Raw genomic sequence first — 25,979 nt, forward strand, 5'->3', positions numbered from 1 at the left:
CAGCATGCATATTGGTGTCAGACGATAACAGCGGGTGTCCCCCGCACAGATGAATAACTGAAAGGTTGATACCATGGCTGCTAAAGCACAAGACTTCACCGCGATCTTCAAAGACATGACAGGCGCGTTCCCTGTAGACACAAAAGCAATGGAAGAGCAGTTCAAGAACCAGACTGCCCTGGCCGAGAAAATGTCTGCAGTTGCAATCGACGCTGCTGGCAAATCTGCTGAGCTGTCCGCAAAGTGGACACAGGACACACTTGCGAAAGTAGAAGCAATGTCCAAAGCAAAGGCAGAGCCTGCTGACTATGCAAAAGCAATGACAGATTTCGCATCTGCATCTGCTGAATCCGCTGCCGAGCACATGTCTGCTTTCGCTGAAATCGCGAAAAAAGTTCAGACACAAACAATGGAGCTGGTTATGGCTGCAGGCAAAGACATGTCCGAGGACATGAACGCTGCTGCCAAGAAAGCACAGACAGAGCTGACAGCTGCTGCCAAGAAGGCAACTGCTGCTGCAAAGTAAGCAAAGCGAAATCGCCCTGACCTCCCTCAGGGTTTGATTTGAAAGACGGTTTGCGCAAGCGGGCCGTCTTTTGTTTTGTGCAAAGGCTTTCTTTTTTAGCAGGCGCGGCATAGGCTTCTCTGCACCGCAACATCCTTGGGAGGGACGCCCGTGGCCAAGACTGACAAACCGCTGCTGATCAAGCGCTACGCGAGCCGCCGTCTCTATAACACCGAGACGAGCGATTATGTGACACTTGAAGATATCGCGACCTTCATCCGTGAAGGCCGCGAGGTGCAGATTGTTGACCTGAAATCCGGTGATGATCTGACCCGCCAATATTTGTTGCAAATTATCGCAGAACACGAAAGCCGCGGCGAAAGTGTGTTGCCTGTTGATGTACTGACCGATCTGGTCCGCAGCTATACCAGCCAGGCTGCATCCGTTGTGCCGCAGTTCCTGCAAGCCAGTTTTGACATGCTGCGCGAGGGCCAGTCGAAGGCGATGGAGAACATGGGCAAAGCCAACCCAATGGCAAACATGCCTGGTTTCGACGCGATGCGCGCCCAGCAGGAAGCATTTTTCAAGGCCATGACCGGCGGTATGATGGCCGGTGGCACAGCATCAGATTCTGACGAAAACAAAGAAAACGGCGATCTGGGCGAGATTAAAGACCAACTTGCCGCGTTACAGGAAAAGCTGTCAAAGATGGGTAAATAGGCAGAGTTTGTGCTATTGTCCTGTTACTTTAACCGCTTGTGACGATACCAATTTAAGGCATCTTTTTCGACTGCTGAAATGAACGGGCCTTTGCCATCTATATAGCTGTTCTGATGCGGCGACTGCACATCTGTAAGTGCCGCTTTCAGGGCCGAGTATGCAGTTGCGACCTCTTCATGGCATCTGAGGTAATCCCGAAAAGCGAGATGCCGTTCAATATGAGTGGAACCTTCGGCGAATATATGAAGATGATGGGTGCGTCGCCCGGTAGGATCGCTTTTACGAAAGTACCGCCTACCTTCAATGCCATATGACCCCATAGCCTCATAGCCAAGCGCGTGTATCATGTTTGACCGGGCATCAAATAAATCAAGATCAGAGACTACGCCAAGCAGGTCGATAATTGGTTTGGCAAGGATACCCGCGATTGCGGTGCTCCCTATGTGGTGGATTGCAATCTGGTTCTTACCAAGCGATGCCGAAATTGCTTTCGCCTCCATCACGAAGTCCGATGCCCAGCGGGAATTGTGAGGAACGACACAAACAACCATAGACCTAAAATGCATGGGGATTGCCACTCGTGGAACGCCGTCGACCTGTAAACTGTGGGCCTTCGTGGGGAGCGGACGCGATACATCAGCTTTCCGGGAATTCGCCAGAACGATCGTTACGGTAAAGCGGGTTTATCGCGTATCTGATTTAGACAACGACGCGCTCTTTGAAAAACCGCGCAATCTGATCAGCGATGCGTGCGTTGTCGACGGGTTCTTCCAGACTGTCAGTGGCTTTGGCAAGCAAGTCGTCAGGCACCACCCCCTTGCCCCGGAATGTGACCAGGCTGCTCATATATTCAATGCCAAATTCGGGGTGTGGCTGTGTGCTAAAGACGCGTTTGCCATAGATCAGCGCGGCATTGGTGCAGAAGGCGTTGCTGGCAATGACCGTGGCATCCTTTGGCAGCACGACAACCTGATCCTGATGCCATGCATTCAGCGCCATTTCCTCACCTTCCCAAGCATAGGTTTGGCGACCAACAGCCCAGCCTTCGGCGAATTTCACGACGGTGCCACCCAGCGCTTGCGCGATGATCTGATGGCCAAAGCAAATCCCAACCAGCGGAATATCAGCGGCATAGACATCGCGGATAAATGTTTCGAGTGGGGGAATGAAAGCGTGGTCCTCATAGACACCATGCCGCGACCCGGTGATCAGCCAACCGTCACAGGTGCTGATATCCTTGGGAAACTCCATATCCACCACGTTATATGTGCTGAAGTTGAACCCGTTACCCGCCAAAAGCCGTTCGAACAGCACATCATAATCGCCCGTTGTCTGCAAAAGCTGCTCGGGCGCGTGGCCGGTTTGTAGGATGCCGATCTTCATGGGCTGTCTCACTTTTGAATATTTACGATCAAGATAAGCGGACGGATAAAACCACCAGCCCCGAGGCTAAACAAGATCAAGATAATGGTCGATCTGTTCTTCCGGTGTCATCTCTGCAAAATGCGCCATTTCCTGTCGTTTGGTGCGGATCAGATTATCAACCAGTTGTGAATCAAAGATGCGGCGCGCCAGATGGCTTTGTTCAAAGGCCTCTATTGCGTCTTCCCACGTGCTGGGCACTTGCGGCAGTTCTTGATCATAGGCGTTGCCTGTGATCGGCAAAGGCGGTGTTTTGCGATCCTCAATGCCAACCAAAGCGGACCCCAGTACCGCTGCGAGGAACAGGTAAGGATTCACATCGCCACCGGCCAGTCGATGCTCAATGCGTCTGGCGGCAAAACTGCCGCCGGGCACGCGGACCGATGCGGTTCGGTTGTCATAGGCCCAGCAAATGCTGGTCGGCGCATGGGCCCCGGGCACCAGCCGTTCATAACTGTTGCCGTGTGGTGCAAAGATCAGGGCCAGGTCAGGGATCCCGGCCAGACATCCTGCAATCGCGTGCTGCAACAGTGTCGTTCCTTCAAACGTATCATTGGCGAATGCGTTGTTGCCGTCTTCATCCAAGACCGAAAAATGCGTGTGCAGCCCATTGCCCGCATAATCCTCATAAGGCTTCGCCATAAAGCTGGCCGCCATCCCGTGGTTGCGCGCCAGACCGCGAACCAGCATTTTGAAAAGCCATGCATCATCGGCGGCCTTCAATGCGTCCGGTACATGTTCAAGGTTCACTTCAAACTGACCTTCGCCACCTTCAGAAATAGCAGCTTCGGCGGGAATATTCATCGCGTCGCAGGCATCATACAGTTCGTTGAAAAACGCATCGAACGTATCCAAGGCGCGCAGCGACAATATCTCGGCCCCGGCGCGGCGCTTGCCGGATCGCGGCGACTTTGGCTGGCGGATTTCGCGGCCGCTGTCATCGACCAGATAGAATTCCATCTCGGTGGCGGCAACCGGGGTCAGCCCGCGTTCTTTATACTGCTCTAACACGCGGGCCAAAGCATGGCGGGGGTCGCCAGAGAAGGGCACGCCGTCATCCGTGAACGACCACAGCGGAAGCAGGGCCGTCGGCGAACTGAGCCAAGGCATCGGCACATAGCCACGCTCGGTCGGCAGCAGCAGGCCATCTGCGTCACCCGTTTCGAAAACCAGCGGGCTGTCGTCGATATCTTCCCCCCAAATATCGAGGTTCAGAACGGATAGCGGAAAGCGCGTGCCATCTTTTTCCAGCTTTTCGGCAAAGCGGCGCGGCACACGTTTGCCCCGCGCTTGCCCGTTCAGGTCAGCGGCACCGCAGCGCAGGTTGCGAATTTCGGGATGATCATCAAGCCAGCTCATCGAATAATCTGCGGCCTCACCTTAATTTTTCGCCGTGCATCCTGTGGCAGATGACGGTTCAGACGGTTGTTCACCAATCCAAAGATACCGATTACGACCAAGGTCAGCACAATGAAATAGCCCGCAAGGATCGGGTAGGGGATGAACGGGTTGAATGTCTTATCGGCAAAGTAGTTGGCGTAGTATAGCGCGTCACCCCGTTGCTGCGTTGCCGGAAAGCCCGAGAAAAATACCAGCGTTGTGGCGTGAAACAGAAAAATCGCTTCATTGGTATAGGCGGGCCACGCCAGCCGCAGCATGGTGGGCCAGATCACCCGCCGAAAGCGTGACCAACCGGACAGGCCGTAAGCGTCTGCCGCTTCGGTATCGCCTTTGGGAATGGATTGCAGGGCGCCATAGAAAATCTCGCCCGAATAGGCGGCAGTGTTCAGAAACAGCACGACCAAGGCGCCAGCCCAAGCGGAGGTTAGCGGATCAAAAAAGCTGCTGACGTCCTTGAGGCTGAGGAAGACGAAATATGCAAAGAAGAACTGGATAAACAAAGGCGAGCCGCGGAACACAAAAATAAACCACTCTGCCGGTTTACGGACCCAAGGGTTGCGCGCCGCCTTACCCATTGCCACTGCGGTGGCAAGGAAGAAGCCCGAACACAGCGCCACGATCCCAAAATAGATATTCCAGATCATGCCAGAGCCGATCAGCGTGAACTGCTGGCACAGTGTAAAGTCTGTACGCGGCAGCAAGCGCTCACCAATCCCTTGGCTGCGTAGGGCGTAGTCCGCAATCGTTTCCCAACAACTCACGCTGCGGCCTTTCGTTGGGCTTCGCCCGCCGCTGTGGCTTGGCCGTGGGTCAGTTTGGCCATGATCTTGTCCAGCACAACCTCGGACACTTTCGTGAAGCACAGGTAGAACACCAGCAAGGCTGCGAAATACCACATGCGCCAGTCCGGGTGCGGATAGTCGGTAAACTGCGGTTGCTTGGCCCCGCCCAATTCACGCGCCCAATAGACGATATCCTCAACACCCAGCAAGAACAGAAGTGGCGTCGCTTTGATCAACACCATCCACAGGTTCGACAGGCCGGGCAGGGCATAAACCCACATTTGCGGGACCAGAACGCGCCAAAACGTCTGGCGGCGGCTCATCCCATAAGCCTCTGCCGTTTCGAGCTGACCTTTTGGCACAGCACGCATCGCGCCGAACAACACGTTCGCCGCAAAGGCCCCAAACACAATCGCAAAGGTCAGCACCGCGAGCAGGAAGCCATAGGTTTCATGCACCCATTGGGGCGCATTGCCCAAGGGCAGCTTGGCCGCCGTGCAAACGATAAAGTCGTTGCCTTGGCGCACGGGTTCATCCCAGTCGGGGCATTTGATCCGATGACGGATGTATTCAAACGCCTGATCCAATGCGATCACGAAGAACAAAAAGAACGCAATGTCAGGAATGCCGCGCACAACAGCAATGTAGGTTTTTCCGATCCACCGCAGTGGGGCCACATTACTGCGCGCGGCAGAGGCCCCCGCAAACCCAAACGCAAGTGCCGTTGGGGCGGTAATCGACAGCAACAAAAGCACGGTCCCTACCGCCCAATACATCGACATATGCTTGCCGGTGGTCAGGTAGCAGCTAAACCATTGGAACCCTTCCAATGCCGCCGGGTCGGTACAGAAACTGAACATCAATCGCCTTGTTGCGCTGGTCCTCTCATCCGTCCAACAATTGCAGTTGCGAGTCAACGCGTTGCGGTCACATTCGGGGCGTTAACGCAGCCCGTTTTCAGGTGGGAATGTCAAAAATGGTACAGTCAGTCATTGTCATAGGCGCTGGAATCATCGGGGCTGTAACAGCGCTGCGGTTGGCAAAGGCGGGCCATACCGTCCAAATCGTCCGCGTAGGCGGAACAGATGTGACCAGTGCCGCAGGACGATTTCCCCATCATTGGACCCGTCGCTAACGGCGCCTATGTCGCCGTGCTACATTCAGGGATCACATTGGGGCAAATCATTGCAGAACTTGTGGCCAAAGACATAGCGGGACGACTGAACAACACGGATGCCGCTATGCTTGCGCCTTATCGGCCAGACCGGTTTTCAGCCCCATAAAAAAGGGCCGCCATTTCTGGCAGCCCTTTCAATCTCAATGGTATTGGCAGCTTAGAACTGCTCGCCAACGCCCCATTTTGCGATTAGCTCGTTCAGCGAACCATCTTCTTTCATCGATGTGATCGCCGCATCCAGCGTCGCCAGCAATTCGCCGTCGCTTTCACGCACACCAAGGCCAACACCGCCGCCGATCAACTCTTCTTGCTCTAGCAGCATGACTTCGCCATCTGAATCCGCAATCGGCTGCAAGAACGATTTGTCGGCCAGAACGGCGTCTGCTTCGCCTGCTTTAACAGCCGCAACGGTTTCGTCAGGTGTTGCAAATTCCAACAGTGTGGCACCTGTGCCGGCAATGAACGCGGCCTGAATGGTGCCAGTCTGGGCTGCGAGAACGGCATTTTCCAGATCAACGTCAGAGGATGTCGCCAGATACGCGGACGGGTCCGGTTGTGTGTAATTGTCTGAGAAATCGATGACTTCGTCGCGCTCGTCCGTGATGGACATGCCTGCGATGATCACGTCGTAGTTGCCGGACACGAGGTTCGGGATAATGCTGTCCCAATCGTTCGTGACCCATTCACAGGTCAGTTCGGCGCGCGCGCAAATTTCGTCACCGACTTCACGCTCGAACCCGTCGACTTCGCCGTCATCGTTCAGGAAGTTGAACGGAGGGTAGGCGCCCTCAGTGCCCAGACGGACAACAGAGTGACCGTCCGCGAATGTCATGGAGCCTGCGACGGCAAGTGCCACGGTTGTAAGGATAAGATTTTTCATCAGTATTCTCCCGAGTTGATGTTTTTATGAAACCGTGGCTGACAGGAAGCCCTGCAGCCGTTCGGTTTTTGGGTTATTGAAAAGATCGGATGGTGGTCCTTCCTCTTCGACTTTGCCTTGGTGCAGAAAGATGACGTGATCGCTGACATCAGCGGCCAGTCGCATGTCATGGGTGACGATGATCATAGTGCGCCCTTCGGCGGCCAGATCTTTGATCACCTTCACAACTTCCTGTTCAAGTTCAGGGTCCAAAGCGCTTGTCGGTTCATCAAACAACAGCGCTTTGGGTTCCATGCATAAGGCGCGCGCAATAGCGGCCCGTTGTTGTTGCCCGCCAGACAGTTGGGCGGGGTAGACATCGCATTTGTCACCGATGCCAACTTTGGCAAGGTATTCACGCGCCGCGGCCTCAACCTCGGCCTTGTCGCGTTTCAACACGGTAACGGGGGCTTCCATGACGTTTTGCAAAATCGTCATATGCGCCCAAAGGTTGAACTGCTGAAACACCATCGACAAGTTTGTGCGGATGCGGATCATCTGGGCGTGATCGCTAGGATGACGATTGGCGCCCATCCCCTTCCAACTGACCGGTTCACCGCAGAACAGGACGTCACCTTGCTGGCTGTCTTCCAGCAGATTGGCACAGCGCAAAAGCGTCGATTTGCCCGATCCTGATGACCCGATCAGCGACACAACATGGCCCGCAGGGGCCACGATATCGACGCCCTTGAGCACCTCAAGATCGCCATAGGCTTTGTGCAGGTCACGAATTTCGATAACAGGGGCGGCGTTTGTCACGTTTGGCAGCTTTTCATAGTTCCGGCGCCAAGTTGTGCCGATTTTGCGCAGGTTTGCAACGGCAAGTGATGTGTTGACCCTGCGTTAAACGGGGATTGCTGCCTGCTTTGGCGGAAATGGCAGATCATAGGCGGTTTGGGGCAATGCAATGATGCCTTTGAGGCCAAGGATGGCCGAGGCGTCCAGTGACAGGGCGGCAATAGCTGCTGCGATTGCATCGAAATAGAGTGCTGGGTTTTGGCCCTTGCGGGTAATAAAGCTCATGCCGGGGGTCGCATCCGTGTGACCGATCACTTTGAGTTGATGGGTCTGCGGGTTCTCTGCCTGTTCGATCCACCACGTATGGGCGTCAATTGCCGCAATATCAGCACGGCCCTCCGCGACAGCGGCGATACTGCCCCGGTGACTGCTCGTTTTGGGAATGTCTTGAAACTGAAACCCACGCGCCTGCGCCCAAAGCTGTGGGGCACCATAGCCTGATTGCGACAGCGGTTCGTTCAACGCAAATCGCTGTATGGCCATGTCTTTTGGTGTTGTGGCGGTGCTGTCTTTTCGAACAACAAAGACGCTGCGGTAGTATCCGGGCGGGCAACCATCCAGTTCGTAATCTGCCGCACCGATGAAGGTGACTTTGTCTTTGAAAAGCGCGCGATACGGCAAATTGCAGATTTGGCCCAAGACCAGATCGTCACGCGCCCAACCCTCCATATGGTCGGTATCTTGGTCCAACTGATCAGGTGCTGCGATCCCGCGGTGCCGTAAGCCATCCCGGATCAGCGCCCACAAAGCATCATGCGCCGCCCGGTTGGACGGGCGCGCATACATCGGCAGACTTGCAATCATCCAGCGCTGACTTTCAGGCGCGCGCGGTGGCTGTCCTGATCCGTCACACCCAGCAATGATGCGGTCATGCGCATCATACTGTCTTCTTCGTCGTCACGCACACCATCGGCCATAACGACGGACCACAGCGCCTCGATCACGCCAAGGCGATCATCGTAGGATACGGCGTCTTTGATCGCGCGGGTAAAGCGCACGGTGTCAGGGGCTTCGGCCTCAAGCACTTCGCATTCTTTGCGCAAAGCTGCGGCCTCAAACGGGGACATGCTGTAGCGTGCCATCAGTGCCTTGTCGATTTGCGCGACTTCGACATCGGCATAATCGCCGTCCGTGCGGGCGATCCGCACCAGTAAGGCACCCAGCGCCAGACGGCAGTCGATTTCGGGCAATTGTGAAGGGTCGGGGGCGGTCAGACGCCGGAGTAAATCTTGAAACATGTGTCTTACATAGGACGAGACAGCCTATCTTGAAAGAGGGCAGTCAGTCGCGCACCTTCTTGCGCAAAACCGTAAGGGGCATTCACGACGAAAAGGCCCGAACCAATCATACGGTGCCCGGGGCGGGCCGGGGGAAAGCTGACCTCATGGGTTATGGCGTCAGGGATTGCGGCCTGTAACGCCCTAATCATCGGTTTATGCGGCCCGTCGGTAAGTATCGGATACCACAGCATGATCACCCCGACGCCCCATTTGCGGTGCAACTTGGCGATCGTGTCAGGGATCGTGTCGTAATCCGATTTCACCTCAAAGGATGGATCAATCAGCAGCAAACCACGGCGGGGGTCCGGCGGGCAAAGCGACATCGCCATTTCCCACCCGTCCTTTTGACGAAAGATACCGCCATAGGGGGTCATATTTTCTTGCAGGGCCGCAAATTCTTGCGGGTGCAATTCGGACAGGTGAATTGTATCGACAGGACGCAGGCTTTCGGCGGCAATCAAGGGCGATCCGGGGTAGGCATCGGCCCCATGTTTGGACCGGATACGGTGCAAGACCTGCGCATAGGGGTGATCTGCGGCAAACCAATCCTGCGCCAAGGCAATCCCTTTGGCAGCTTCGCCGGTTTTACGTGCAGCGTCATCTTGCAAATCATAAAGCCCGCGACCTGCGTGGGTTTCCAGATAGGACAGAGGTTTATCTTTGCGGGTCATGTAAGCCAACGCCCACGCCAGCAAACTATGCTTGTGCACATCAGCCAAATTTCCGGCATGGTAAATATGTTGATAAGATAGCATGCCAGCTCCTTTGATCCTCAAGAATGGGCTTAGAGCAGCAGGACGGCGCTGTCTATTGGTCCCAAGGGTTGCTTGGCCCCTTGGGTGCGCTATCCTCATCAAGACGTTGAAAAGGACCAAGACATGCTACACCGCGCCATCCTCTCTGCTTTGTTGATCACATCGCCTTTGGTGGCGACGGCGCAAGAGCAGGCCAATGGCATTGAATTCCGCTTTGGTGTCGGGCCCGCGTTAAAGCCGGGATACTTTGGCGACGAAGATTTTGATCCCGGTGTCGGCGTGAAATTCCGCCTTGAGCGTTTTCAGTTTGGCGATATTTCACGGGACCGCGGTGATCGCGCGACCGGACTGCGATTTGCGCCTTCGGTGCGCTTTGTCGGCGCGCGCGATGCGGATGATTTTGATGAACTCAGCGGTTTGGACGACATTGATCCCACCCTAGAGGTCGGCGGTGGCTTGGCTTTCCGCACGCCGGACTACGAAGTTTTTGCCAAATTGCGCTATGGTGCCTTTGGACACGAGGCTTTTGTAGCCGAACTTGGCTCTGACATCCTGTACCGCCCCAGCGACCAACTGACGTTCAAGGCAGGTCCGCGTATCTTGCTGGGTGATGATGATTATGCGCAAACCTATTTTGGCGTCTCAGCTACAGAAGGTGCCGCCAGTAGGTTTGATGCGTTCGATGCGGGCGGCGGTCTGATGAGCGCGGGCGCAAAAGCCGAAGCAACTTATGCAATCAACAACGATTGGGAAGTGGTTGGCACCGTGGAATACGAACAGCTGCTGGAAGACGCCGCTGACAGCCCTATCACACAATCAGATGATCAGATCAGTGCCAGTATCGTTTTGACACGGCGGATCACGTTCGGATTCTAGCGGCTGACCATCATACCAAACGCGACATGTCTACCGCGGCCCGCACAAAATCAGCGAACAATGGATGGGGCGCAAATGGCTTGGACTTTAGTTCTGGATGGAACTGCACCCCAATAAACCATGGATGATCTGTCCATTCCACAATCTCGGGTAGCTTGCCGTCGGGTGACATACCAGAGAACTTAAGCCCTGCTTTTTCAAGCGTATCACGATATTTGATATCCACCTCATAACGGTGGCGGTGACGTTCTTCGATTGCCGTGCCGCCATAAACCTCGGCGACTTTTGATCCTTCGATCAGCGTTGCGTCGTAGGCACCAAGGCGCATGGTGCCGCCTTTATCGTCATCGGCCTTGCGCGCGACCTTGTGATTGCCCTGCACCCATTCCTTGAGGTGATAAACCACAGGCTCAAACCGCTTTTTACCAGCTTCGTGGTCAAACTCCTCAGACCCCGCCTTGGCCATTCCCGCTACGTTCCGTGCGGCCTCGATCACGGCCATTTGCATGCCAAGGCAGATGCCAAGATAGGGGATTTTCTTTTCGCGGGCGAATTGGGCCGCTTTGATCTTGCCTTCGGTGCCGCGTTCGCCAAAGCCACCGGGCACCAGAATTGCATGAAAACCCTGCAAGTAAGGCGTTGCGTCATCATTATCGAACAGCTCTGCATCGACCCATTCGATCTTGACCTTCACACGGTTGGCCATACCGCCGTGTGTCAGCGCCTCTGCGATTGATTTATAGGCATCCTCTAGCTGGGTATATTTACCGACGATGGCGATCTTCACTTTGCCTTCGGGGTTGTGGATGCGGTCGTAGACATCGTGCCAGACATCCAGCTTGGGCTGTGGGGCGGGGGAAATGCCAAAGGCATCCAATACGGCCTGATCAAGGCCCTGTTCGTGATAGGCCAGCGGTGCTTCATAGATGGATTTCAGATCATAGGCCGCCACGACACACTGTTTGCGCACGTTGCAGAACAACGCGATCTTTTCACGCTCTTTTTCGGGGATCGGATGTTCGGACCGGCAAACCAGAATATCAGGGGCGATACCAATGGATTGCAATTCCTTGACCGAGTGCTGGGTTGGCTTCGTCTTCAACTCACCCGAGGCCGCCAGATAGGGCAGCAACGTCAGATGCATGAAGATGCACTGCCCGCGCGGTTTATCATGGGCGAACTGGCGGATTGCTTCGAAGAAAGGCAGGCCTTCGATGTCGCCCACGGTGCCGCCGATTTCACACAGCATAAAATCAACTTCGTCTTCGCCGATGGCCAGAAATTCTTTGATCTGGTTGGTCACGTGCGGGACGACTTGAATGGTCTTGCCCAGATAATCGCCGCGGCGCTCTTTTTCCAAGACGGTCGAATAAATACGGCCAGAACTGACCGAATCCGTGTTGCGGGCAGGGACCCCGGTGAAACGTTCATAATGGCCAAGGTCCAAATCCGTTTCGGCGCCGTCATCGGTGACAAATACCTCACCATGTTCAAATGGCGACATCGTACCGGGATCGACGTTTAGATAAGGATCCAATTTGCGCAGGCGCACGGAATAGCCGCGGGCTTGCAGCAATGCACCCAAAGCGGCCGATGCAAGGCCCTTTCCAAGAGAGGACACAACGCCGCCGGTAATAAAAATGAAACGCGCCATTGGCAGGAGACCCCCGTGAAAACATCCAAAATCTGTGGGAAAGCGCATCTGAGAATACGCATCATCACGGGATTTGACGTGTAGTGGATTCGGGCGCGATTGGCAACCACCGACCCAACATCATGTTGCCCAGCGTCGCAGCGGGGCAACCGCTAGTGGTTATTCGCTGGCAGGAACCAGAGGATCATCGCCATCCAACGACGGGGGCAGCAAGCTGTCGCCAAAGTCAGGAAGCAAAGGGGCATCACTGCCGGGGTCAATTCCCAACTGGTCCACGACAGACGAACCAGCCGTGTTGCTGGCCGCGATTAGTGTTAGGGAAATCGACGTACAGATAAATGCTGCGGCCAAGGCCCATGTAAACTTGCTCATCGCGGTTGCCGCAGGGCGCGAGCCGGTCGCGCCGCCACCACCACCGCCCATGCCAAGACCACCACCCTCGGACCGTTGCAAAAGCACGGTGCCGATCAGCGCAAGCGCGAGGATCAGGTGAATGATAAGGACGACGTTTTCCATTTCAGGCCTTTCAGGGCGTTCGCGAACACGCGGTATCTAAAAGCTGCGAGGCTTTCCCGCAACCCCTGAACCAAGCTTATTCGTCAACATCATCCATATCCGCTTGGCCAGTCAGCTTGCGGCGGACAATGGACCAAGACAAACCAATCGCCAAAACGAGCGATAGCGCGAAGATACCGATCCATGTGTTGATCGACGGGTCCTCAAAACTCATCACGCCCTGATCAAACAGCACCCATAGAATTGTCCCGACAACCGCCAGTATCAGGATCATGCCAAAAATGCCGATGGATCGCAGCGTAGCGCGCAAATAGATGATGTAGCCGATCAACAAGACAAGTCCGAAGAGCACCGTGAGCGACAGGCTGGTTTCATAGTTTGCCATGCTCCAGCGCACATAATTCCATTCAGTCGGATTATAAGTCGCTGTCAGCAGCACGAATGCAAAGATCCAGCGAATAACGAAACCCATGATATGCCTCACTTCTTTTTGTGCGCAGACAATGCGGTGTCATGGGCGTGCTGTCCAGTCGGCCATTTTGCGGTTTCCCAAGGGCACCCCTGCCGATATAGGGGGCACGCAATCTTTGAGGGAAAAGAATCTTATGGCAAATGTTGTGGTCGTCGGTGCCCAGTGGGGCGATGAAGGCAAAGGCAAGATCGTTGACTGGCTTTCTGAACGGGCCGATGTGATCGCACGCTTCCAAGGCGGGCATAATGCAGGCCATACGCTGGTGATTGATGGTGAGGTTTTTAAGCTGAACGCGCTGCCCTCTGGCGTGGTGCGCGGTGGCAAGCTTTCGATTATCGGCAATGGTGTTGTGCTGGACCCTTGGCATCTGATCAACGAAATCGCGTCGATCCGCAAGCAGGGTGTTGTGATTGATCCAAGCACGCTGATGATTGCTGAAAACACACCGTTGATCCTGCCGATCCATGGTGAATTGGACCGCGCCCGCGAAGAGGCGGCCAGCAAGGGCACCAAGATCGGTACAACAGGTCGCGGCATTGGTCCGGCTTATGAAGATAAGGTAGGGCGTCGGTCGGTGCGTGTGGCGGATCTGGCGGATGAGGCCACATTGGAAGCCCGCGTTGATCGTGCCTTGCAGCACCATGATCCCTTACGCAAAGGGCTTGGCATTGAACCGGTTGATCGTGACGCATTGGTTGCGCAACTTAAAGAGATCGCCGCCGAAATTTTGCCCTACGCGGCCCCTGTCTGGAAAGTGCTGAATGAAAAGCGCAAGGCAGGCAAGCGCATCCTTTTTGAAGGTGCACAAGGTGCGCTGCTTGATATCGACTTTGGCACATACCCGTTCGTCACCTCCTCTAACGTGATCGCTGGCCAAGCGGCGACTGGTGTTGGTGTTGGTCCAAACGCCATCGACTATGTGCTGGGCATCGTCAAAGCCTATACAACGCGTGTGGGCGAAGGGCCGTTTCCAACCGAATTGAACGATGAAGACGGTCACCGTCTTGGCACCAGAGGGCATGAATTTGGTACAGTTACAGGGCGCAAGCGTCGGTGTGGTTGGTTTGATGCGGCACTGGTGCGGCAAACGTGTGCGACATCAGGTGTGACCGGTATCTCATTGACCAAGCTGGATGTTCTGGATGGATTTGAGACGCTCAAGATTTGTGTTGGGTATGATCTTGATGGGGAAACCCTTGATTATTTGCCAACTGCGGCTGACCAACAGGCGCGTTGCAAGCCGGTTTACGAAGAAATCGAAGGCTGGGCGCAATCCACCGAAGGCGCGCGATCTTGGGCGGATCTGCCGGCGCAAGCGATCAAATACGTGCGCCGGATCGAAGAGTTGATCCAATGCCCCGTCGCCCTAGTTTCCACCTCACCTGAAAGAGATGACACCATTCTGGTGACAGACCCCTTCGCGGATTGAGGATAGATGACCTATAAAGCACGCAAAAAACTGGCACTTTTTGTTTTGGTGGTTGGGTTACCCATCTACATCATCGTGGCGGCCACAATCATGAGCTACATGATGACACAAGAGGTACGTTTCCCGCTTGTGGTTGAATTTTTCATCTACGTGGCTTTGGGCATCGGCTGGGCTTTTCCGCTTAAGTGGGTCTTTAAGGGTATCGGGCAACCTGACCCCGATGAACCACCACAACAACAATGAAAAAGGCGGGGAATACCCCGCCTGATTTATTCGTGCGTTTCGGGTTTGATCAGCCCTGCGCAGCCTGGCTGTCATCCGGCCGGAATTGCGTGTTGTCCGCCACCTGAAAACGACCATTGGCAAGCTTGATCAAGCGCGCCTGACGCAACAAGCGGCCAAAGCTGCGCAAACCATCTTCGCGTGAAATCTCAGCGCTTGATGCGGACTGCACCAGCTTCATCACTTGCGGGCGGGAAAAGTCAGCATCCCCTTCAACAAAACAGATATAGGCACCAGCAGCTTCCAATTGGTCTGCTAAATCGGTCGCCCCGTGAGAGGCGACAAAGGCTGCGAAATCATCGCCGTCTTCGGTGACTTCTGCTTCTTTCATCGTCGCAATTTGACGCAGCCGCGCCGATGCAGGCGCTGTCTGATCCGTTTCTACAGGCGTTGCGGTGTCCGACGCTGCAGCATCTGTCTGCGATGTTTCTTCGGCAGGTTGTATTTCCTGCGACTTGACCAGCTTCAATGGTGTCGAGAGGTTCCGTTCACCTTTATCTTTATCACCGTGCGCACCAAGATCATCTTTATAAACCTCATCAGGGTCGCGCTTGTCAGTGCCCTTGTCGCCTAGCTGGCGTGCAGCTTCGGTTGCGGCAACGGCGGCCTTTAGCTGTGCAAAGGCATCGCGGTGACGGCGGTTTTCAGGTTGATTAAGGTGCTGATCGGTCTGCGACATGATCCGGCTCATGGCATCTTCAACGTGGCGGGGCAGGCCGCGGCTTGCCAGATCAGTCCCCTGACGTGCCGCAATTTCGGCCTCGACCTTGGCAACTTCTGCTTCAAGATCGAATTCATCATCATCGTTGTAATCGTCGTGGTCTTCTTGCGGCTCTGCGTCGCTGGCTTCATCCGCAGATGTCAGAACCAAAGGTGCCTCGTCCGTCTGAGCGGCATCTGCGACATCATCAGCACCTTCGTCAGCATCATAGATTTCTGCTTCTGGCGCTACATCGTCTTCCGTGCCCACTGCGCCATCCATGGCGGCGAATGCATCGTGATGTGGTGCGTCGTCGTCGGCGTACAGTTCATCATCCACTGTGTCTTCTGACGCGTCGTCTACAAAGATCATATCGTCGTCGGATAGGGTTGCCGTAACTTTATCGTCCGGCATCTCGTCACTGATTTCGTCCTCGGATGTCGTTGCCTCAGCGGCAGCGACCTGTATTTCTTCGACGTCATCGGCAGATTCTTCGATGGGATCATTCAATAGGAACGTATCTTCAGAGGCGGGCTCTTCTGTTGTGTCAGCGCCCAGATCGCTAAACACATTCATCTCATCGCCATGTGTTGTATCGTCTTTGGAAACCTGCGCCTGTGCGACCGTATCATCGTCGCTCAAGTCATCCTCAGCGGCGGCGGTATCTTCGATTGTAGCCGCGACTTGTTCTGTTTCTTCTTCAGCCTGCGTTGTGCGCTGCACCAATTCGCTGAGACGCTGTGAGAGCGGGTTCGCGGCCGGCACTGCAGCAACTTCGCTTAAATCTTCAGAGTAATCATCGCTGGCCGTGGGCGTCTTGCGCGCGGCTGCGGCGCGCATACGCTGCAACTTGTCGGCGACACTGGACAGATCATCGGCAACATCTTCTGCTTCGATTTCTTCCTCGGGCTCTTGGATGACTGGTTCTTCAGCCAACACATCGCCCGCCATGTCTTCATCGGTGTCATGCTCTGCGACGTTATCCAGTATCACACTGGGCTGCGCACGCAGGCTGACTTTATTGTCATACCCTTCGACTTCGACGGGCTGTCCGGTGTGTTCTTCTGCCAGGCGTGCCAACGTATCCATATCAGGGGCAAGTGGCTCAGTATCCATGAACCGGTCATGCCCGGCCAAATCATGAAAGAATGACACGACCACCTTCATGGTTTCGACAGAATCGTCAAAACCTTCCAGCCGGCAAGAGAAGTTGCCATAGGTCACATCAAGCACTTGATTATTTTCATCCATGAATAAACGCTTTCTTTCATTGATCAGCAGCTGGCGCTGGACACACATTGGTTCTTAACTGAAAACAACAAGACGTTCCATTGAGGATCATAATGTGACCCTTTTGGGGAATGTTTGTGAATAGAGGTGCAATCATTGCCAAATAAGATCATTGTTTCAAGTGATAAAACAGTCTGCCTTGTGGGGGGAGCCCCGATTGAAGAAGGGGCGATTTCGGCGGTTTTATCCCATGTAAGCGCCTTTATTGGCGTTGATGGTGGTGCGGATCATCTTTTGGCGGGCCATGTGACACCCGCCGCAGTTATTGGCGATCTTGACAGTCTGTCGGATCAGGCCCGTGCCACATTTGGCGCCTGTTTGCACAAAGTTGCGGAACAATCGACGACAGATTTTGAAAAGGCGCTGATCCGCGTGCAAGCGCCGTGCATGCTTGGGCTTGGGTTTACGGGCGGGCGGCTTGATCACACGCTTTCGGTGCTGAACGTCATGGCCCGGCATGTGCAAAAGGCGGTGATCTTGCTGGACGCCGAAGATGTCAGTTTTATTGCGCCCTTGGGACGCACAACCTTTCAGGCAGACAAAGACACCCGCATCTCAATCATGCCTGTGGGCACGGCAACGGTCACGGTGGCCGGGGTGCAATGGCCCTTTGATGCACAGCGCATGACACCGGACAGCTTTACCAGCCCCTCAAACGCGGCATCCGGCGGTCCGGTCACGATGGAAACAGATGGCCCGGTGCTGATTACACTGCCGCGGGCGCATTTGCAGACAGCCTTGCAAGCCGCCGTTCGCGCAAAATAATGTAAAGACCGGCACCCACCGTGATGCAGATACCCACGGCAGCCAGCCCATTGGGTAAATCCGCAAAAATCAACCAGCCAATCGCCGTACCAAACGGAATTTCCAGGTATTGCATCGGGGCGAGTGTGGACGCAGGGGCGAACCGCAGACTCCATGTCATAAACAGATGCGCAAACGTACCAATCACCCCAAGGGCACCCAACAGCCCCCAGGTCCATGCATCAAATTGAAACGACACGGTGCCAAAGGTCGTCGGCAGCAGCGCGATGACAGCGACCAGCATCACAGTCGCCTGCACCCCACTGATCGCTTGCAGTTTGATCGGATCCAGCGCGCGGGCCACCTTGCGCGTGACCATCATGAACAGCGCAAAAACCACCGCCACGCCAAGGGGCAGCAAGGCGGGATAACCGACCTCTACGAAATTCGGCTGAATAACCAAAAGCGTGCCAATAAATCCAACGGTGCACGCCACCATACGGTGCATGCCCACATGCTCTCCCATCGCGAAATGGCTCAGAAGCAGCATGATAAACGGCATCACAAAGGCAATCGCCAGCGCATCGGCTAGCGGCAGATACCGCAAGGCACTGAACATCAACCCGATCCCCAGAATATGCAAAACGGTCCGCACAAGCGTCCATGCCAGAACACCGGGGGGCAAACGAAACCCTGCACCGCTCAAGGCCACAAGTGGCAGCAAGATCACCGCCTGCACACCAAAGCGCACAAAGATTAACACGCTCAAGGCCACCACACCGCCCAGTAATTTTGCAATGCTGTCACCCAACGGGGCCAGCACGCAAAAGGCCAGCATCAGCATCACACCAAGAAAGGGACGATCCGTTGTCATGATGTTACCTTAAGCGCACGGGACGCAGGCGGCAATCACTGCCAAACATGTCTCATCTTGACCGGAAAATTCCGGCAGGCGGCATCAAATCGGGCACAGGTTTGATCTAGCAATTGGGCACATTCACTGCCAGGCCACCCAAGGCGGTCTCTTTGTACTTCTCGCTCATATCCACACCAGTCTGGCGCATCGTCTCAATCGCCACATCAAGCGATACCAGATGCACCCCATCGCCGCGTAATGCCAGCGACGCGGCTGACACTGCCTTGATCGCCCCCAAGCCATTACGTTCAATACACGGCACCTGCACCAATCCTTTCACCGGATCACAGGTCATGCCTAAATGATGCTCCAGCGCGATTTCCGCTGCATTTTCAATTTGTTCCGGCGTCCCGCCAAGAACGGCCGCAAGGCCGGCTGCGGCCATCGCAGCGGCACTGCCAACCTCGGCCTGACAGCCACATTCAGCGCCAGAGATTGAGGCGTTATATTTGATCAACCCGCCAATCGCGGCAGCCGTCAGCAGAAATTCCGGCACGCGGGTCGCGGTCGCCCCGGGCACGTGATCCAGCCAATAGCGAATTGTTGCGGGAATTACGCCCGCAGCCCCATTCGTGGGGGCGGTCACAACCTGACCACCTGCGGCGTTCTCTTCGTTCACTGCCATCGCATAGGTCGACATAAAGTCGTTGATCGTATGGGGGGCCGTCAGGTTCATGCCCCGCTCGGCCTGCAACGCATCATAGATTCCCTTGGCGCGGCGGCGGACATGCAGGCCGCCGGGCAAAATCCCGTCTGTTGCCAACCCCCGATCAATGCAATTGTTCATCACCTCCCAGATCCGGGCCAGCCCGTTGTCCAGATCAGCACCGGGCATGCGTGACAACTCATTGGTGCGCTTCATCGCGGCAATGCTTTTACCCGACATATCGGCCATATCCAGCATCTCTTGGGCGGAATGAAACGGAAACGGCACAGGTGCGCCAGTGTCGCTGTCCTTGCCTGCGGCCAGTTCCGCTTCGGTCAAGACAAAGCCGCCGCCAATTGAATAATAGGTCACCTGCGTGATGACATCACCTTGCGCGTCTGTCCCGCGTAGGATCATCCCATTGGCATGGCCGGGCAGGGCGGGGCCATAGTCAAAGATCAGGTCATCTTTGGGGTGAAACTTCAGCTTGCCCAGACCATTGGGCGCAACATTATGCTCGTCTGCGATGCGCGCCATCTCGGCCTCAGCTTTTTCGGCGTCATAGTCATCCGCACGCATCCCCGCGAGACCCAGAATAACCGCGCGATCTGTGGCGTGGCCCACGCCTGTAAAGGCAAGACTGCCATGCAGCGATGCCTGTACGCCTGCAACCGCAAAGGGTTGTGCGCGCAAGTGGTCCAGAAACCGGGCGGCAGCCACCATCGGGCCAATGGTGTGCGACGATGACGGGCCAACGCCCACCTTGAACATATCGAAGACAGAGAGAAACATTAAAGCGCTGATCCTTCGGGTGGGTGACAGGCAGAGGGGTTTGAAAACGGCGTCTCGCCTAACCCTTCCGCAGAGGCGGCCTTGCAGGCACTGTCGCGCGCTTCAAAGCGTTTTGCAAATTCATGCAGACGGGGCCAGCGAGTCAAATCAAACCATTGATCGCCGCCGCCATAAAGGGCGGCCCACCGCAGCATCGGGGCCAGATAGCAGGCGTGAACACTGGGTTCGCCGCTATCTAACCAGTCTGCCGTTTGTGCCGCAGACAGGACATCCAGATGCGCCGTCACCCTGCGCGTGGCCATATGGTGCGTTGGATCGGGATCACCATCGGCGTATTGGGCGGGATAAAACATTATCTGCAGGCTGGGATGCAGCGTATTGGCCAGCCAAACCATCCATTGCACCGCATGCATGCGGGCAGGCGTCCCAATCTGTGGCATCAACCGGCCCTGCGTTTCCGCCAACCACAGTAGGATTGCCGCAGTTTCAAAAAGCGGGCCGTGTGGCGTGTCCAGAACCGGGATCAAGCCATTGGGGTTCAGCGCCAGATAGGCGTCTGATTTTTGTGCTTTGACCGACCGGTCCACAAGGGTGGTGTCATAGGGCAAGCCTAACTCTTCTAATGCCAGCCGCACGCACAGCGATGCGTTGTCCGGGGCATAGTAAAGGCGCAAGTCTTTGGTCATGGCCGATACCTAGCGCATCAGGCGCATGACCTGCTTGCTAAATGCGACCATTCAATTCGAAAAACGCGCCTGATCAATTGCGGGGGTCCGATCCTGAATTGAGGTCTCGCACCCTGCGTCAATCTTGCATATAAACCCGCAAAACGAGTTTTTGGAGTGCGTTTGATGTCCAGTGAAATGTCCCCGGTCGAAAAGGCAAAATTCGTTGCCGCCAAGCAAGCAACGGAATTTGTCGAAAGCGGTATGAAAGTGGGCCTCGGCACGGGGTCAACGGCCGAATGGCTGGTGCAATGTCTTGGTGAAATGGTCCGTGAAGAGGGGCTTAAGATCAAAGGCGTGCCGACATCCAAACGCACAGGGCTTCTGGCAAAAAAGGTCGGCATTGATGTGATCACGCTGGAAGAGGCGAAATGGCTTGATGTGACCATTGATGGCACGGATGAATATGACAGTGACCTGACCCTGATTAAAGGCGGCGGCGGCGCGCATCTGCGCGAAAAAGTGGTCGCCACCGCCAGCGAGCGCATGATCGTGATCGCTGACGCCAGCAAAAAGGTCGAAACGCTGGGGGCGTTCCCTCTTCCGATTGAGGTGATCCCTTTTGGATTGCCGGTCACCCAAGGGCTGATCGAAGAAACGCTGATCGGCATGGATGTGCTGGGGCGCGAGGTTACACAGCGGATGAAGGGCGATGCGCCCTTTGTGACGGACGAAGGCAATTTTATCCTTGATCTGCACCTCAAGCGCATCGGTAATCCGCGCCAGCTGAGTCTTGTGATCAATCAGATCCCGGGTGTGGTTGAAAACGGGTTGTTTATCGACATTTGCGATGTGGTCATTGTCGGCCATGGTGATGGGCGGGTCACAACGCGGGATATCACCAATAACACTGCGAATGTCGTGCGCTTCGATGTGCTTGATGATGATAATATCTTTTCTGACGTTGCAGATTGACCCCTGACCAATGGAATTCAAACGCACCCAGCGCCAGCACTTTTTCATCATCCTGACGTTTCTGATGCTGTCATGGCTGTGGTATGATTTTATCATTTCTGACAGTGTGTTGGAAAAGGTCCTTGGCGTGATTTGCGCCGCATGGGCGGCGACAATTGCCTATAACTATCTGCGCACCCAAAATCTGGGCGAACTTCACGACGATGGGCTGACTTTGCAACGCCCGTTTCGGGCCGTGTCGTTCAAATGGGATGAACTGCAATGGGCCAGCATGGGCGAAGACCGGCGCGCGCTGGTCTTTGCGTATCGGCATCAAAGTGACGTGAAGGATCGTTACGTGGCTTGCAGTCGCAAGACGCTGACACCAGATGCCATTGATGCAATTGTGGCGGCAGTGCATGCCGCGCGCCCAAACCTACCATCGGGCCCACCTGAGGCCGCCAATAACGGAGCCACCACATGACTTTTGACTACGACCTTTTCGTCATCGGCGGCGGCTCTGGCGGTGTGCGGGCGGCGCGTGTGGCGTCGGCCAACGGCGCCAAAGTGGCACTGGCCGAAGAATACCGCATGGGCGGGACTTGTGTGATCCGGGGCTGTGTACCCAAAAAGCTGATGGTTTTCGCGTCCGGTTATTCGGAAATGTTTGACGACGCCCGCGCCTATGGCTGGGATGTGCAGGATGGCCCATTTGACTGGTCCAAGTTCAGTACCAAAATGAACACTGAACTTGACCGGCTTGAAGGCATTTACCGCCAGCTATTGGACGGCTCCAACGTGGCGATTATTGACGCCCGCGCCAAGGTGAAAGATCCGCACACGGTCACGTTGTCGACTGGCAAAGACGTCACAGCCAAGCACATCCTTGTAGCGACTGGTGGGCGGCCCGTTGTACCGGATATGCCGGGGGCGGAACTGGGCATCACTTCGAATGATATCTTTCAGCTCAAAAATATGCCAAAGTCGATCCTGATCATTGGTGGCGGTTATATTGCGTCTGAATTTGCAGGCATCCTGAATGGGCTGGGGGTCAAAGTGACCCAATTCTATCGTGGTGCGCAGATCTTGCGCGGCTTTGATGACGAAGCGCGCGGTCTGGTCGCCGAAGGCATGCGTGCGAAAGGCGTCGATCTGCATTTGGGCACCAACATCGTCGAAATGCGCGAAGCAACGGATGCCGATCTTGAAGGCGCATCGCAGGGTGTCCCGATGGAGGGTGGACGCCCGGTTGCTATGGCAGGGTCGGGAAACGGCAAAGGGATTTGGGTCAAGGCCACCAATGGGACGGAACGGATTTTTGACCATGTGATGTTTGCGACGGGGCGCGCGCCAAACACTGACGACATGGGGTTGCAGGCCGCTGGCGTCGAAGTGGGACGCAGGGGCGAAATTGTGGTCGATGAATACAGCCAGACAGCTGTGCCGTCGATCTACGCTATCGGCGACGTGACCAACCGGGTACAACTGACGCCCGTTGCGATCCGCGAAGGCATGGCTTTTGTTGAGACAGTCTTCAAAGGGAACCCAACGCCCGTTGATCACGAACTGATCCCATCAGCGGTTTTCACGCAGCCTGAACTGGGCACGGTCGGGCTGACCGAAGAAGAAGCGCGCGACATCGAACCGGTCGAGATTTATTGCACCTCGTTCAAACCCATGAACCACGCTTTTGCGGGCCGCGATGACAGAGTGTTGATGAAACTTGTGGTCAGTGTCGAAACACGCAAGGTTCTGGGCTGTCACATCGTCGCGGATCACGCGGGTGAAATGATCCAATTGGCTGGAATTGCAGTCAAGATGGGGGCCACAAAAGAAGACTTTGATCGGACCGTTGCAGTTCACCCTACAATGGCCGAAGAACTGGTGACAATGAAGGAACCCATGCGCACCGCTTGATTTCGACAAATCAAGCCACACATGGCATGAGGACAGCCCGCGATGGTGGGGTATCGCTGAAAGGAAGCATAGGAAACAATGGCAGGAAATAACGGTGGCCCTTGGGGCGGCGGTGGAAACAACGGCTCTGGCGGCAGGAATGATGATGACCGCGATAGCGGTGGTCGGAAGCCAAATAATGATGGCCCGAATATTCCCGAGATCGATGAACTGGTAAACAAAGGCCGCGAACAATTGCGCGTGCTGATGGGCGGCGGCGGTGATGGCGGCGGCAGGTCTGCTGGCGGCGGTGGCGGTGGACCGCAGATCACGCGCGGCATGATTGGCCTTGGTCTGATTGCAGCAGTGATCGCGTGGAGTGCAGCCTCTTTTTATACTGTGCGTCCTGAAGAAAAATCAGTCGAGCTGTTCTTGGGTGATTTTCTGGCCGTGGGCGAACCCGGTCTGAACTTTGCCCCTTGGCCCGTAGTAACACGCGAAGTGTTGGCGGTGACAACGGAACGCAACATCGACATTGGCACCAGCCGGTCCGGTATGGATGCTGGGTTGATGTTGACCGGTGACGAAAACATCGTGGACATCGATTTTCAGGTTGTCTGGAACATCACCGATCCACAGACATATTTGTTCAACCTCGCCAATCCACCGCAGACGATTGAAGCAACAGCTGAATCTGCGATGCGCGAAATTATTTCACAGTCTGATCTGGCCCCGATCCTGAACCGGGATCGTGGCGCGATTGCTGATCGTCTGCGTGACCTAATCCAGACAACGCTGGACAGCTATAATTCCGGCGTGAACATTATCCGTGTCAACTTTGACAAGGCCGATCCGCCAGAACCTGTTATCGCGTCTTTCCGTGCCGTTCAGGATGCGGAACAGGAACGTGACAGGGTGCAAAATGTGGCTGACGCCTATGCCAACCAAGTGGTTGCCGAAGCGCGTGGTCAGGCCGCACAAATCTTGGAACAGGCTGAAGGTTACCGCGCCCGCGTGGTGAACGAAGCCACCGGTGAAGCCAGCCGTTTCCTTGCTGTTTTGGGCGAATATGAACAAGCGCCCGAGGTGACACGTAAGCGTCTTTATCTTGAAACGATGGAAAGCGTCTTCGGTGGCGTTGACATTATCTTGTTGGATGAAGGTAACGGGAGTGGGCAAGGTGTCGTACCATATCTGCCGCTCAATGATCTGCGCCGCAATACATCCGAGGGGACTAACTAATGCGTAAGTCAGCATTTCTTCTACCCGCAATTGCGGTTGTCGTGATTGGTGCCTTGTCTTCGGTGTTTATCGTGGACGAACGTGAAAAAGCACTTGTTCTGCAATTTGGACAGATTGTGAAGGTTCAGGAAGAACCTGGTCTGGGTTTCAAAATCCCGCTGATCCAAGAGGTCGTGCGCTATGACGACCGTATCCTCAGCCGTGATCTAGAACCGCTTGAAGTGACGCCATCGGATGACCGTCGTTTGGTTGTTGACGCGTTTGCACGGTATCGTATTTCTGATGTTGAACAGTTCCGCCGCGCTGTAGGTGCCGGCGGAGAAGAGGCAGCGGCCCGTCGTCTGGACAGTATCCTGCGTGCTGAAACGCGTGAGGTGCTGGGTTCTGTCTCATCCAACGATATCTTGTCGGTTGATCGTGCAGCGCTGATGCTGCGCATCCGGAACGAGGCGATTACCCAAGCGCGTGCGCTGGGCTTGCAAGTCATTGACGTGCGTTTGAAGCGGACGGACCTGCCACCGGAAAACCTCAACGCTACCTACGAACGTATGAAGGCCGAACGTGACCGTGAAGCCGCTGACGAACGTGCGCGCGGTAACGAAGCCGCGCAGCGTATTCGTGCGCAAGCCGATCGTACCGTGATTGAACTGGTGTCCGAGGCCGAACGCGAAAGCCAGATCGTACAGGGTGAGGCTGACGCACAGCGCAACGAGATTTTCGCCGGGGCCTTTGGCCGCGATCCAGAGTTCTTTGAATTCTACCGTTCGATGACAGCCTATCAGCGGTCATTGCGTCCAGGGAATTCAACAATGGTGTTGTCGCCCGATAATGAGTTCTTCAACTTCCTGAAATCTGATCAGGGGCGTGCGGCAGAGTAAGCGCATTGTGTGAAAACAAACGAAGGGCCAGCCTACGGGTTGGCCCTTTTGCGTTTGGGGTCACTGGTGTCTGCATCCGATGATATAGCCTGTGAAATCGCCGCCTGCGATTTGCAAACTGTGATCGCTGCGACCTTACGTGGTGTCCAAGTAGAGAAATATTGCAAGGTATACACGGCCCATCACATCCTATTGAGTGTTCGGTACCGAAGTTTGCGTTGCACAATCGGCGCACTACATAGAACATCATCGTATTATAGGTGCGTGC

Annotated in this window: 28 protein-coding genes; 11 read left to right on the plus strand and 17 right to left on the minus strand. The window is 55.3% G+C overall.

Annotated features, from left to right (window positions below; translation table 11 throughout):
- Nucleotides 1-73: 73 nt before the first annotated feature.
- The gene (locus RCCS2_RS10450; protein WP_008234010.1) at nucleotides 74-526 is read left to right on the plus strand and encodes a phasin family protein; all 453 of its coding nucleotides are present in this window, start codon (nucleotides 74-76) and stop codon (nucleotides 524-526) included.
- 150 nt (nucleotides 527-676) lie between these two features.
- On the plus strand, nucleotides 677-1,225 hold the full coding sequence (gene phaR, locus RCCS2_RS10455) for a polyhydroxyalkanoate synthesis repressor PhaR (protein ID WP_008234013.1): 549 nt from the start codon (nucleotides 677-679) through the stop codon (nucleotides 1,223-1,225).
- 23 nt (nucleotides 1,226-1,248) lie between these two features.
- Here the strand turns inward: phaR and RCCS2_RS10460 are convergent, their stop codons facing one another.
- The 10 genes from RCCS2_RS10460 to RCCS2_RS10510 form a co-directional block, all read right to left on the minus strand.
- The gene (locus RCCS2_RS10460; protein WP_037293859.1) at nucleotides 1,249-1,791 is read right to left on the minus strand and encodes a GrpB family protein; all 543 of its coding nucleotides are present in this window, start codon (nucleotides 1,789-1,791) and stop codon (nucleotides 1,249-1,251) included.
- 133 nt (nucleotides 1,792-1,924) lie between these two features.
- Complete coding sequence (locus RCCS2_RS10465; RefSeq protein WP_008234018.1) at nucleotides 1,925-2,608, minus strand: type 1 glutamine amidotransferase; 684 nt, start codon at nucleotides 2,606-2,608, stop codon at nucleotides 1,925-1,927.
- A 66-nt stretch (nucleotides 2,609-2,674) separates the two neighbouring features.
- Nucleotides 2,675-4,006: a glutamine synthetase family protein gene (locus RCCS2_RS10470; protein ID WP_008234020.1), complete on the minus strand. Its 1,332-nt coding sequence runs from the start codon at nucleotides 4,004-4,006 to the stop codon at nucleotides 2,675-2,677.
- Nucleotides 4,003-4,809, minus strand: coding sequence for an ABC transporter permease (locus RCCS2_RS10475; protein ID WP_008234022.1), 807 nt, complete (start codon nucleotides 4,807-4,809; stop codon nucleotides 4,003-4,005). The genes RCCS2_RS10470 and RCCS2_RS10475 overlap by 4 nt, the downstream gene beginning before the upstream one ends.
- Entirely contained in the window at nucleotides 4,806-5,690 is an 885-nt protein-coding gene (locus RCCS2_RS10480; RefSeq protein ID WP_008234023.1) for an ABC transporter permease, read from the minus strand. Before RCCS2_RS10480 ends, RCCS2_RS10475 begins: the two co-directional genes overlap by 4 nt.
- A gap of 474 nt (nucleotides 5,691-6,164) precedes the next feature.
- Complete coding sequence (locus RCCS2_RS10490) at nucleotides 6,165-6,887, minus strand: transporter substrate-binding domain-containing protein (RefSeq protein ID WP_008234027.1); 723 nt, start codon at nucleotides 6,885-6,887, stop codon at nucleotides 6,165-6,167.
- Nucleotides 6,888-6,911: 24 nt separating this feature from the next.
- The gene (locus RCCS2_RS10495; RefSeq protein ID WP_008234030.1) at nucleotides 6,912-7,685 is read right to left on the minus strand and encodes an ABC transporter ATP-binding protein; all 774 of its coding nucleotides are present in this window, start codon (nucleotides 7,683-7,685) and stop codon (nucleotides 6,912-6,914) included.
- A gap of 84 nt (nucleotides 7,686-7,769) precedes the next feature.
- Nucleotides 7,770-8,528 carry a phosphate/phosphite/phosphonate ABC transporter substrate-binding protein gene (locus RCCS2_RS10500; RefSeq protein WP_008234031.1) on the minus strand — a complete coding sequence of 253 codons (759 nt, stop codon included), beginning with the start codon at nucleotides 8,526-8,528 and terminating at the stop codon, nucleotides 7,770-7,772.
- Nucleotides 8,525-8,962 carry a TerB family tellurite resistance protein gene (locus RCCS2_RS10505; RefSeq protein ID WP_008234033.1) on the minus strand — a complete coding sequence of 146 codons (438 nt, stop codon included), beginning with the start codon at nucleotides 8,960-8,962 and terminating at the stop codon, nucleotides 8,525-8,527. Before RCCS2_RS10505 ends, RCCS2_RS10500 begins: the two co-directional genes overlap by 4 nt.
- A 5-nt stretch (nucleotides 8,963-8,967) precedes the next feature.
- Entirely contained in the window at nucleotides 8,968-9,759 is a 792-nt protein-coding gene (locus tag RCCS2_RS10510; protein WP_008234035.1) for a 23S rRNA (adenine(2030)-N(6))-methyltransferase RlmJ, read from the minus strand.
- Between the two features lie 123 nt (nucleotides 9,760-9,882).
- Here RCCS2_RS10510 and RCCS2_RS10515 point away from each other — a divergent pair, with 123 nt between their 5' ends.
- Nucleotides 9,883-10,635 carry a MipA/OmpV family protein gene (locus RCCS2_RS10515; RefSeq protein WP_037293860.1) on the plus strand — a complete coding sequence of 251 codons (753 nt, stop codon included), beginning with the start codon at nucleotides 9,883-9,885 and terminating at the stop codon, nucleotides 10,633-10,635.
- 10 nt (nucleotides 10,636-10,645) lie between these two features.
- Here RCCS2_RS10515 and RCCS2_RS10520 read toward each other — a convergent pair whose 3' ends face one another.
- From RCCS2_RS10520 to RCCS2_RS10530, 3 genes are all read right to left on the minus strand, one after another.
- On the minus strand, nucleotides 10,646-12,289 hold the full coding sequence (locus tag RCCS2_RS10520; RefSeq protein ID WP_008234037.1) for a CTP synthase: 1,644 nt from the start codon (nucleotides 12,287-12,289) through the stop codon (nucleotides 10,646-10,648).
- Between the two features lie 159 nt (nucleotides 12,290-12,448).
- Nucleotides 12,449-12,805 carry a preprotein translocase subunit SecG gene (gene secG, locus RCCS2_RS10525; protein WP_008234038.1) on the minus strand — a complete coding sequence of 119 codons (357 nt, stop codon included), beginning with the start codon at nucleotides 12,803-12,805 and terminating at the stop codon, nucleotides 12,449-12,451.
- 76 nt (nucleotides 12,806-12,881) lie between these two features.
- Nucleotides 12,882-13,277, minus strand: coding sequence for a DUF6524 family protein (locus tag RCCS2_RS10530; protein ID WP_008234039.1), 396 nt, complete (start codon nucleotides 13,275-13,277; stop codon nucleotides 12,882-12,884).
- 133 nt (nucleotides 13,278-13,410) lie between these two features.
- Here RCCS2_RS10530 and RCCS2_RS10535 point away from each other — a divergent pair, with 133 nt between their 5' ends.
- A complete protein-coding gene (locus tag RCCS2_RS10535) occupies nucleotides 13,411-14,706 on the plus strand; it encodes an adenylosuccinate synthase (protein ID WP_008234040.1) in 1,296 nt (431 codons plus the stop codon).
- Between the two features lie 6 nt (nucleotides 14,707-14,712).
- Nucleotides 14,713-14,949 carry a DUF2842 domain-containing protein gene (locus RCCS2_RS10540; RefSeq protein WP_008234041.1) on the plus strand — a complete coding sequence of 79 codons (237 nt, stop codon included), beginning with the start codon at nucleotides 14,713-14,715 and terminating at the stop codon, nucleotides 14,947-14,949.
- 49 nt (nucleotides 14,950-14,998) lie between these two features.
- Here the strand turns inward: RCCS2_RS10540 and RCCS2_RS17925 are convergent, their stop codons facing one another.
- The gene (locus tag RCCS2_RS17925) at nucleotides 14,999-16,939 is read right to left on the minus strand and encodes a hypothetical protein (protein WP_083791184.1); all 1,941 of its coding nucleotides are present in this window, start codon (nucleotides 16,937-16,939) and stop codon (nucleotides 14,999-15,001) included.
- Nucleotides 16,940-17,074: 135 nt separating this feature from the next.
- Between RCCS2_RS17925 and RCCS2_RS10550 the strand changes: the two genes are divergently transcribed.
- Complete coding sequence (locus RCCS2_RS10550) at nucleotides 17,075-17,743, plus strand: thiamine diphosphokinase (protein ID WP_156788500.1); 669 nt, start codon at nucleotides 17,075-17,077, stop codon at nucleotides 17,741-17,743.
- Here RCCS2_RS10550 and RCCS2_RS10555 read toward each other — a convergent pair.
- The 3 genes from RCCS2_RS10555 to RCCS2_RS10565 form a co-directional block, all read right to left on the minus strand.
- Nucleotides 17,685-18,596, minus strand: coding sequence for a DMT family transporter (locus RCCS2_RS10555; RefSeq protein WP_008234047.1), 912 nt, complete (start codon nucleotides 18,594-18,596; stop codon nucleotides 17,685-17,687). The two genes, RCCS2_RS10550 and RCCS2_RS10555, sit on opposite strands and share 59 nt — an antisense overlap.
- Nucleotides 18,597-18,702: 106 nt before the next feature.
- Nucleotides 18,703-20,076: an L-serine ammonia-lyase gene (locus RCCS2_RS10560; RefSeq protein WP_008234049.1), complete on the minus strand. Its 1,374-nt coding sequence runs from the start codon at nucleotides 20,074-20,076 to the stop codon at nucleotides 18,703-18,705.
- On the minus strand, nucleotides 20,076-20,762 hold the full coding sequence (locus RCCS2_RS10565; RefSeq protein WP_008234051.1) for a glutathione S-transferase family protein: 687 nt from the start codon (nucleotides 20,760-20,762) through the stop codon (nucleotides 20,076-20,078). Before RCCS2_RS10565 ends, RCCS2_RS10560 begins: the two co-directional genes overlap by 1 nt.
- A gap of 165 nt (nucleotides 20,763-20,927) precedes the next feature.
- Here RCCS2_RS10565 and rpiA point away from each other — a divergent pair, with 165 nt between their 5' ends.
- The 5 genes from rpiA (at nucleotide 20,928) to hflC (ending at nucleotide 25,711) form a co-directional block, all read left to right on the plus strand.
- The gene (rpiA, locus tag RCCS2_RS10570) at nucleotides 20,928-21,716 is read left to right on the plus strand and encodes a ribose-5-phosphate isomerase RpiA (RefSeq protein ID WP_008234053.1); all 789 of its coding nucleotides are present in this window, start codon (nucleotides 20,928-20,930) and stop codon (nucleotides 21,714-21,716) included.
- A 10-nt stretch (nucleotides 21,717-21,726) separates the two neighbouring features.
- Nucleotides 21,727-22,179: a PH domain-containing protein gene (locus RCCS2_RS10575; protein WP_008234055.1), complete on the plus strand. Its 453-nt coding sequence runs from the start codon at nucleotides 21,727-21,729 to the stop codon at nucleotides 22,177-22,179.
- A complete protein-coding gene (locus RCCS2_RS10580; protein ID WP_008234057.1) occupies nucleotides 22,176-23,612 on the plus strand; it encodes an FAD-dependent oxidoreductase in 1,437 nt (478 codons plus the stop codon). The genes RCCS2_RS10575 and RCCS2_RS10580 overlap by 4 nt, the downstream gene beginning before the upstream one ends.
- A 78-nt stretch (nucleotides 23,613-23,690) precedes the next feature.
- On the plus strand, nucleotides 23,691-24,833 hold the full coding sequence (gene hflK / locus RCCS2_RS10585; protein ID WP_008234059.1) for an FtsH protease activity modulator HflK: 1,143 nt from the start codon (nucleotides 23,691-23,693) through the stop codon (nucleotides 24,831-24,833).
- On the plus strand, nucleotides 24,833-25,711 hold the full coding sequence (gene hflC / locus RCCS2_RS10590) for a protease modulator HflC (RefSeq protein WP_008234066.1): 879 nt from the start codon (nucleotides 24,833-24,835) through the stop codon (nucleotides 25,709-25,711). The genes hflK and hflC overlap by 1 nt, the downstream gene beginning before the upstream one ends.
- Nucleotides 25,712-25,979 lie beyond the last annotated feature (268 nt).

This window comes from Roseobacter sp. CCS2 (assembly GCF_000169435.1).
GTDB lineage: Bacteria > Pseudomonadota > Alphaproteobacteria > Rhodobacterales > Rhodobacteraceae > Yoonia.

Bases quoted from the DNA above. Each gene is read 5' to 3' on its own strand.
- RCCS2_RS17925 (WP_083791184.1), bottom strand. From the start codon at position 16,939: ATGGATGAAAATAATCAAGTGCTTGATGTGACCTATGGCAACTTCTCT.
- RCCS2_RS10470 (WP_008234020.1), bottom strand. From the start codon at position 4,006: ATGAGCTGGCTTGATGATCATCCCGAAATTCGCAACCTGCGCTGCGGT.
- hflC (WP_008234066.1), top strand. From the start codon at position 24,833: ATGCGTAAGTCAGCATTTCTTCTACCCGCAATTGCGGTTGTCGTGATT.
- hflK (WP_008234059.1), top strand. From the start codon at position 23,691: ATGGCAGGAAATAACGGTGGCCCTTGGGGCGGCGGTGGAAACAACGGC.
- RCCS2_RS10560 (WP_008234049.1), bottom strand. From the start codon at position 20,076: ATGTTTCTCTCTGTCTTCGATATGTTCAAGGTGGGCGTTGGCCCGTCA.
- RCCS2_RS10540 (WP_008234041.1), top strand. From the start codon at position 14,713: ATGACCTATAAAGCACGCAAAAAACTGGCACTTTTTGTTTTGGTGGTT.
- RCCS2_RS10450 (WP_008234010.1), top strand. From the start codon at position 74: ATGGCTGCTAAAGCACAAGACTTCACCGCGATCTTCAAAGACATGACA.
- RCCS2_RS10555 (WP_008234047.1), bottom strand. From the start codon at position 18,596: ATGACAACGGATCGTCCCTTTCTTGGTGTGATGCTGATGCTGGCCTTT.
- RCCS2_RS10510 (WP_008234035.1), bottom strand. From the start codon at position 9,759: ATGCTATCTTATCAACATATTTACCATGCCGGAAATTTGGCTGATGTG.
- RCCS2_RS10490 (WP_008234027.1), bottom strand. From the start codon at position 6,887: ATGAAAAATCTTATCCTTACAACCGTGGCACTTGCCGTCGCAGGCTCC.
- RCCS2_RS10500 (WP_008234031.1), bottom strand. From the start codon at position 8,528: ATGATTGCAAGTCTGCCGATGTATGCGCGCCCGTCCAACCGGGCGGCG.
- RCCS2_RS10575 (WP_008234055.1), top strand. From the start codon at position 21,727: ATGGAATTCAAACGCACCCAGCGCCAGCACTTTTTCATCATCCTGACG.
- RCCS2_RS10565 (WP_008234051.1), bottom strand. From the start codon at position 20,762: ATGACCAAAGACTTGCGCCTTTACTATGCCCCGGACAACGCATCGCTG.
- RCCS2_RS10520 (WP_008234037.1), bottom strand. From the start codon at position 12,289: ATGGCGCGTTTCATTTTTATTACCGGCGGCGTTGTGTCCTCTCTTGGA.
- RCCS2_RS10505 (WP_008234033.1), bottom strand. From the start codon at position 8,962: ATGTTTCAAGATTTACTCCGGCGTCTGACCGCCCCCGACCCTTCACAA.
- RCCS2_RS10460 (WP_037293859.1), bottom strand. From the start codon at position 1,791: ATGCATTTTAGGTCTATGGTTGTTTGTGTCGTTCCTCACAATTCCCGC.
- secG (WP_008234038.1), bottom strand. From the start codon at position 12,805: ATGGAAAACGTCGTCCTTATCATTCACCTGATCCTCGCGCTTGCGCTG.
- RCCS2_RS10515 (WP_037293860.1), top strand. From the start codon at position 9,883: ATGCTACACCGCGCCATCCTCTCTGCTTTGTTGATCACATCGCCTTTG.
- rpiA (WP_008234053.1), top strand. From the start codon at position 20,928: ATGTCCAGTGAAATGTCCCCGGTCGAAAAGGCAAAATTCGTTGCCGCC.
- RCCS2_RS10465 (WP_008234018.1), bottom strand. From the start codon at position 2,608: ATGAAGATCGGCATCCTACAAACCGGCCACGCGCCCGAGCAGCTTTTG.
- RCCS2_RS10480 (WP_008234023.1), bottom strand. From the start codon at position 5,690: ATGTTCAGTTTCTGTACCGACCCGGCGGCATTGGAAGGGTTCCAATGG.
- RCCS2_RS10580 (WP_008234057.1), top strand. From the start codon at position 22,176: ATGACTTTTGACTACGACCTTTTCGTCATCGGCGGCGGCTCTGGCGGT.
- RCCS2_RS10530 (WP_008234039.1), bottom strand. From the start codon at position 13,277: ATGGGTTTCGTTATTCGCTGGATCTTTGCATTCGTGCTGCTGACAGCG.
- RCCS2_RS10535 (WP_008234040.1), top strand. From the start codon at position 13,411: ATGGCAAATGTTGTGGTCGTCGGTGCCCAGTGGGGCGATGAAGGCAAA.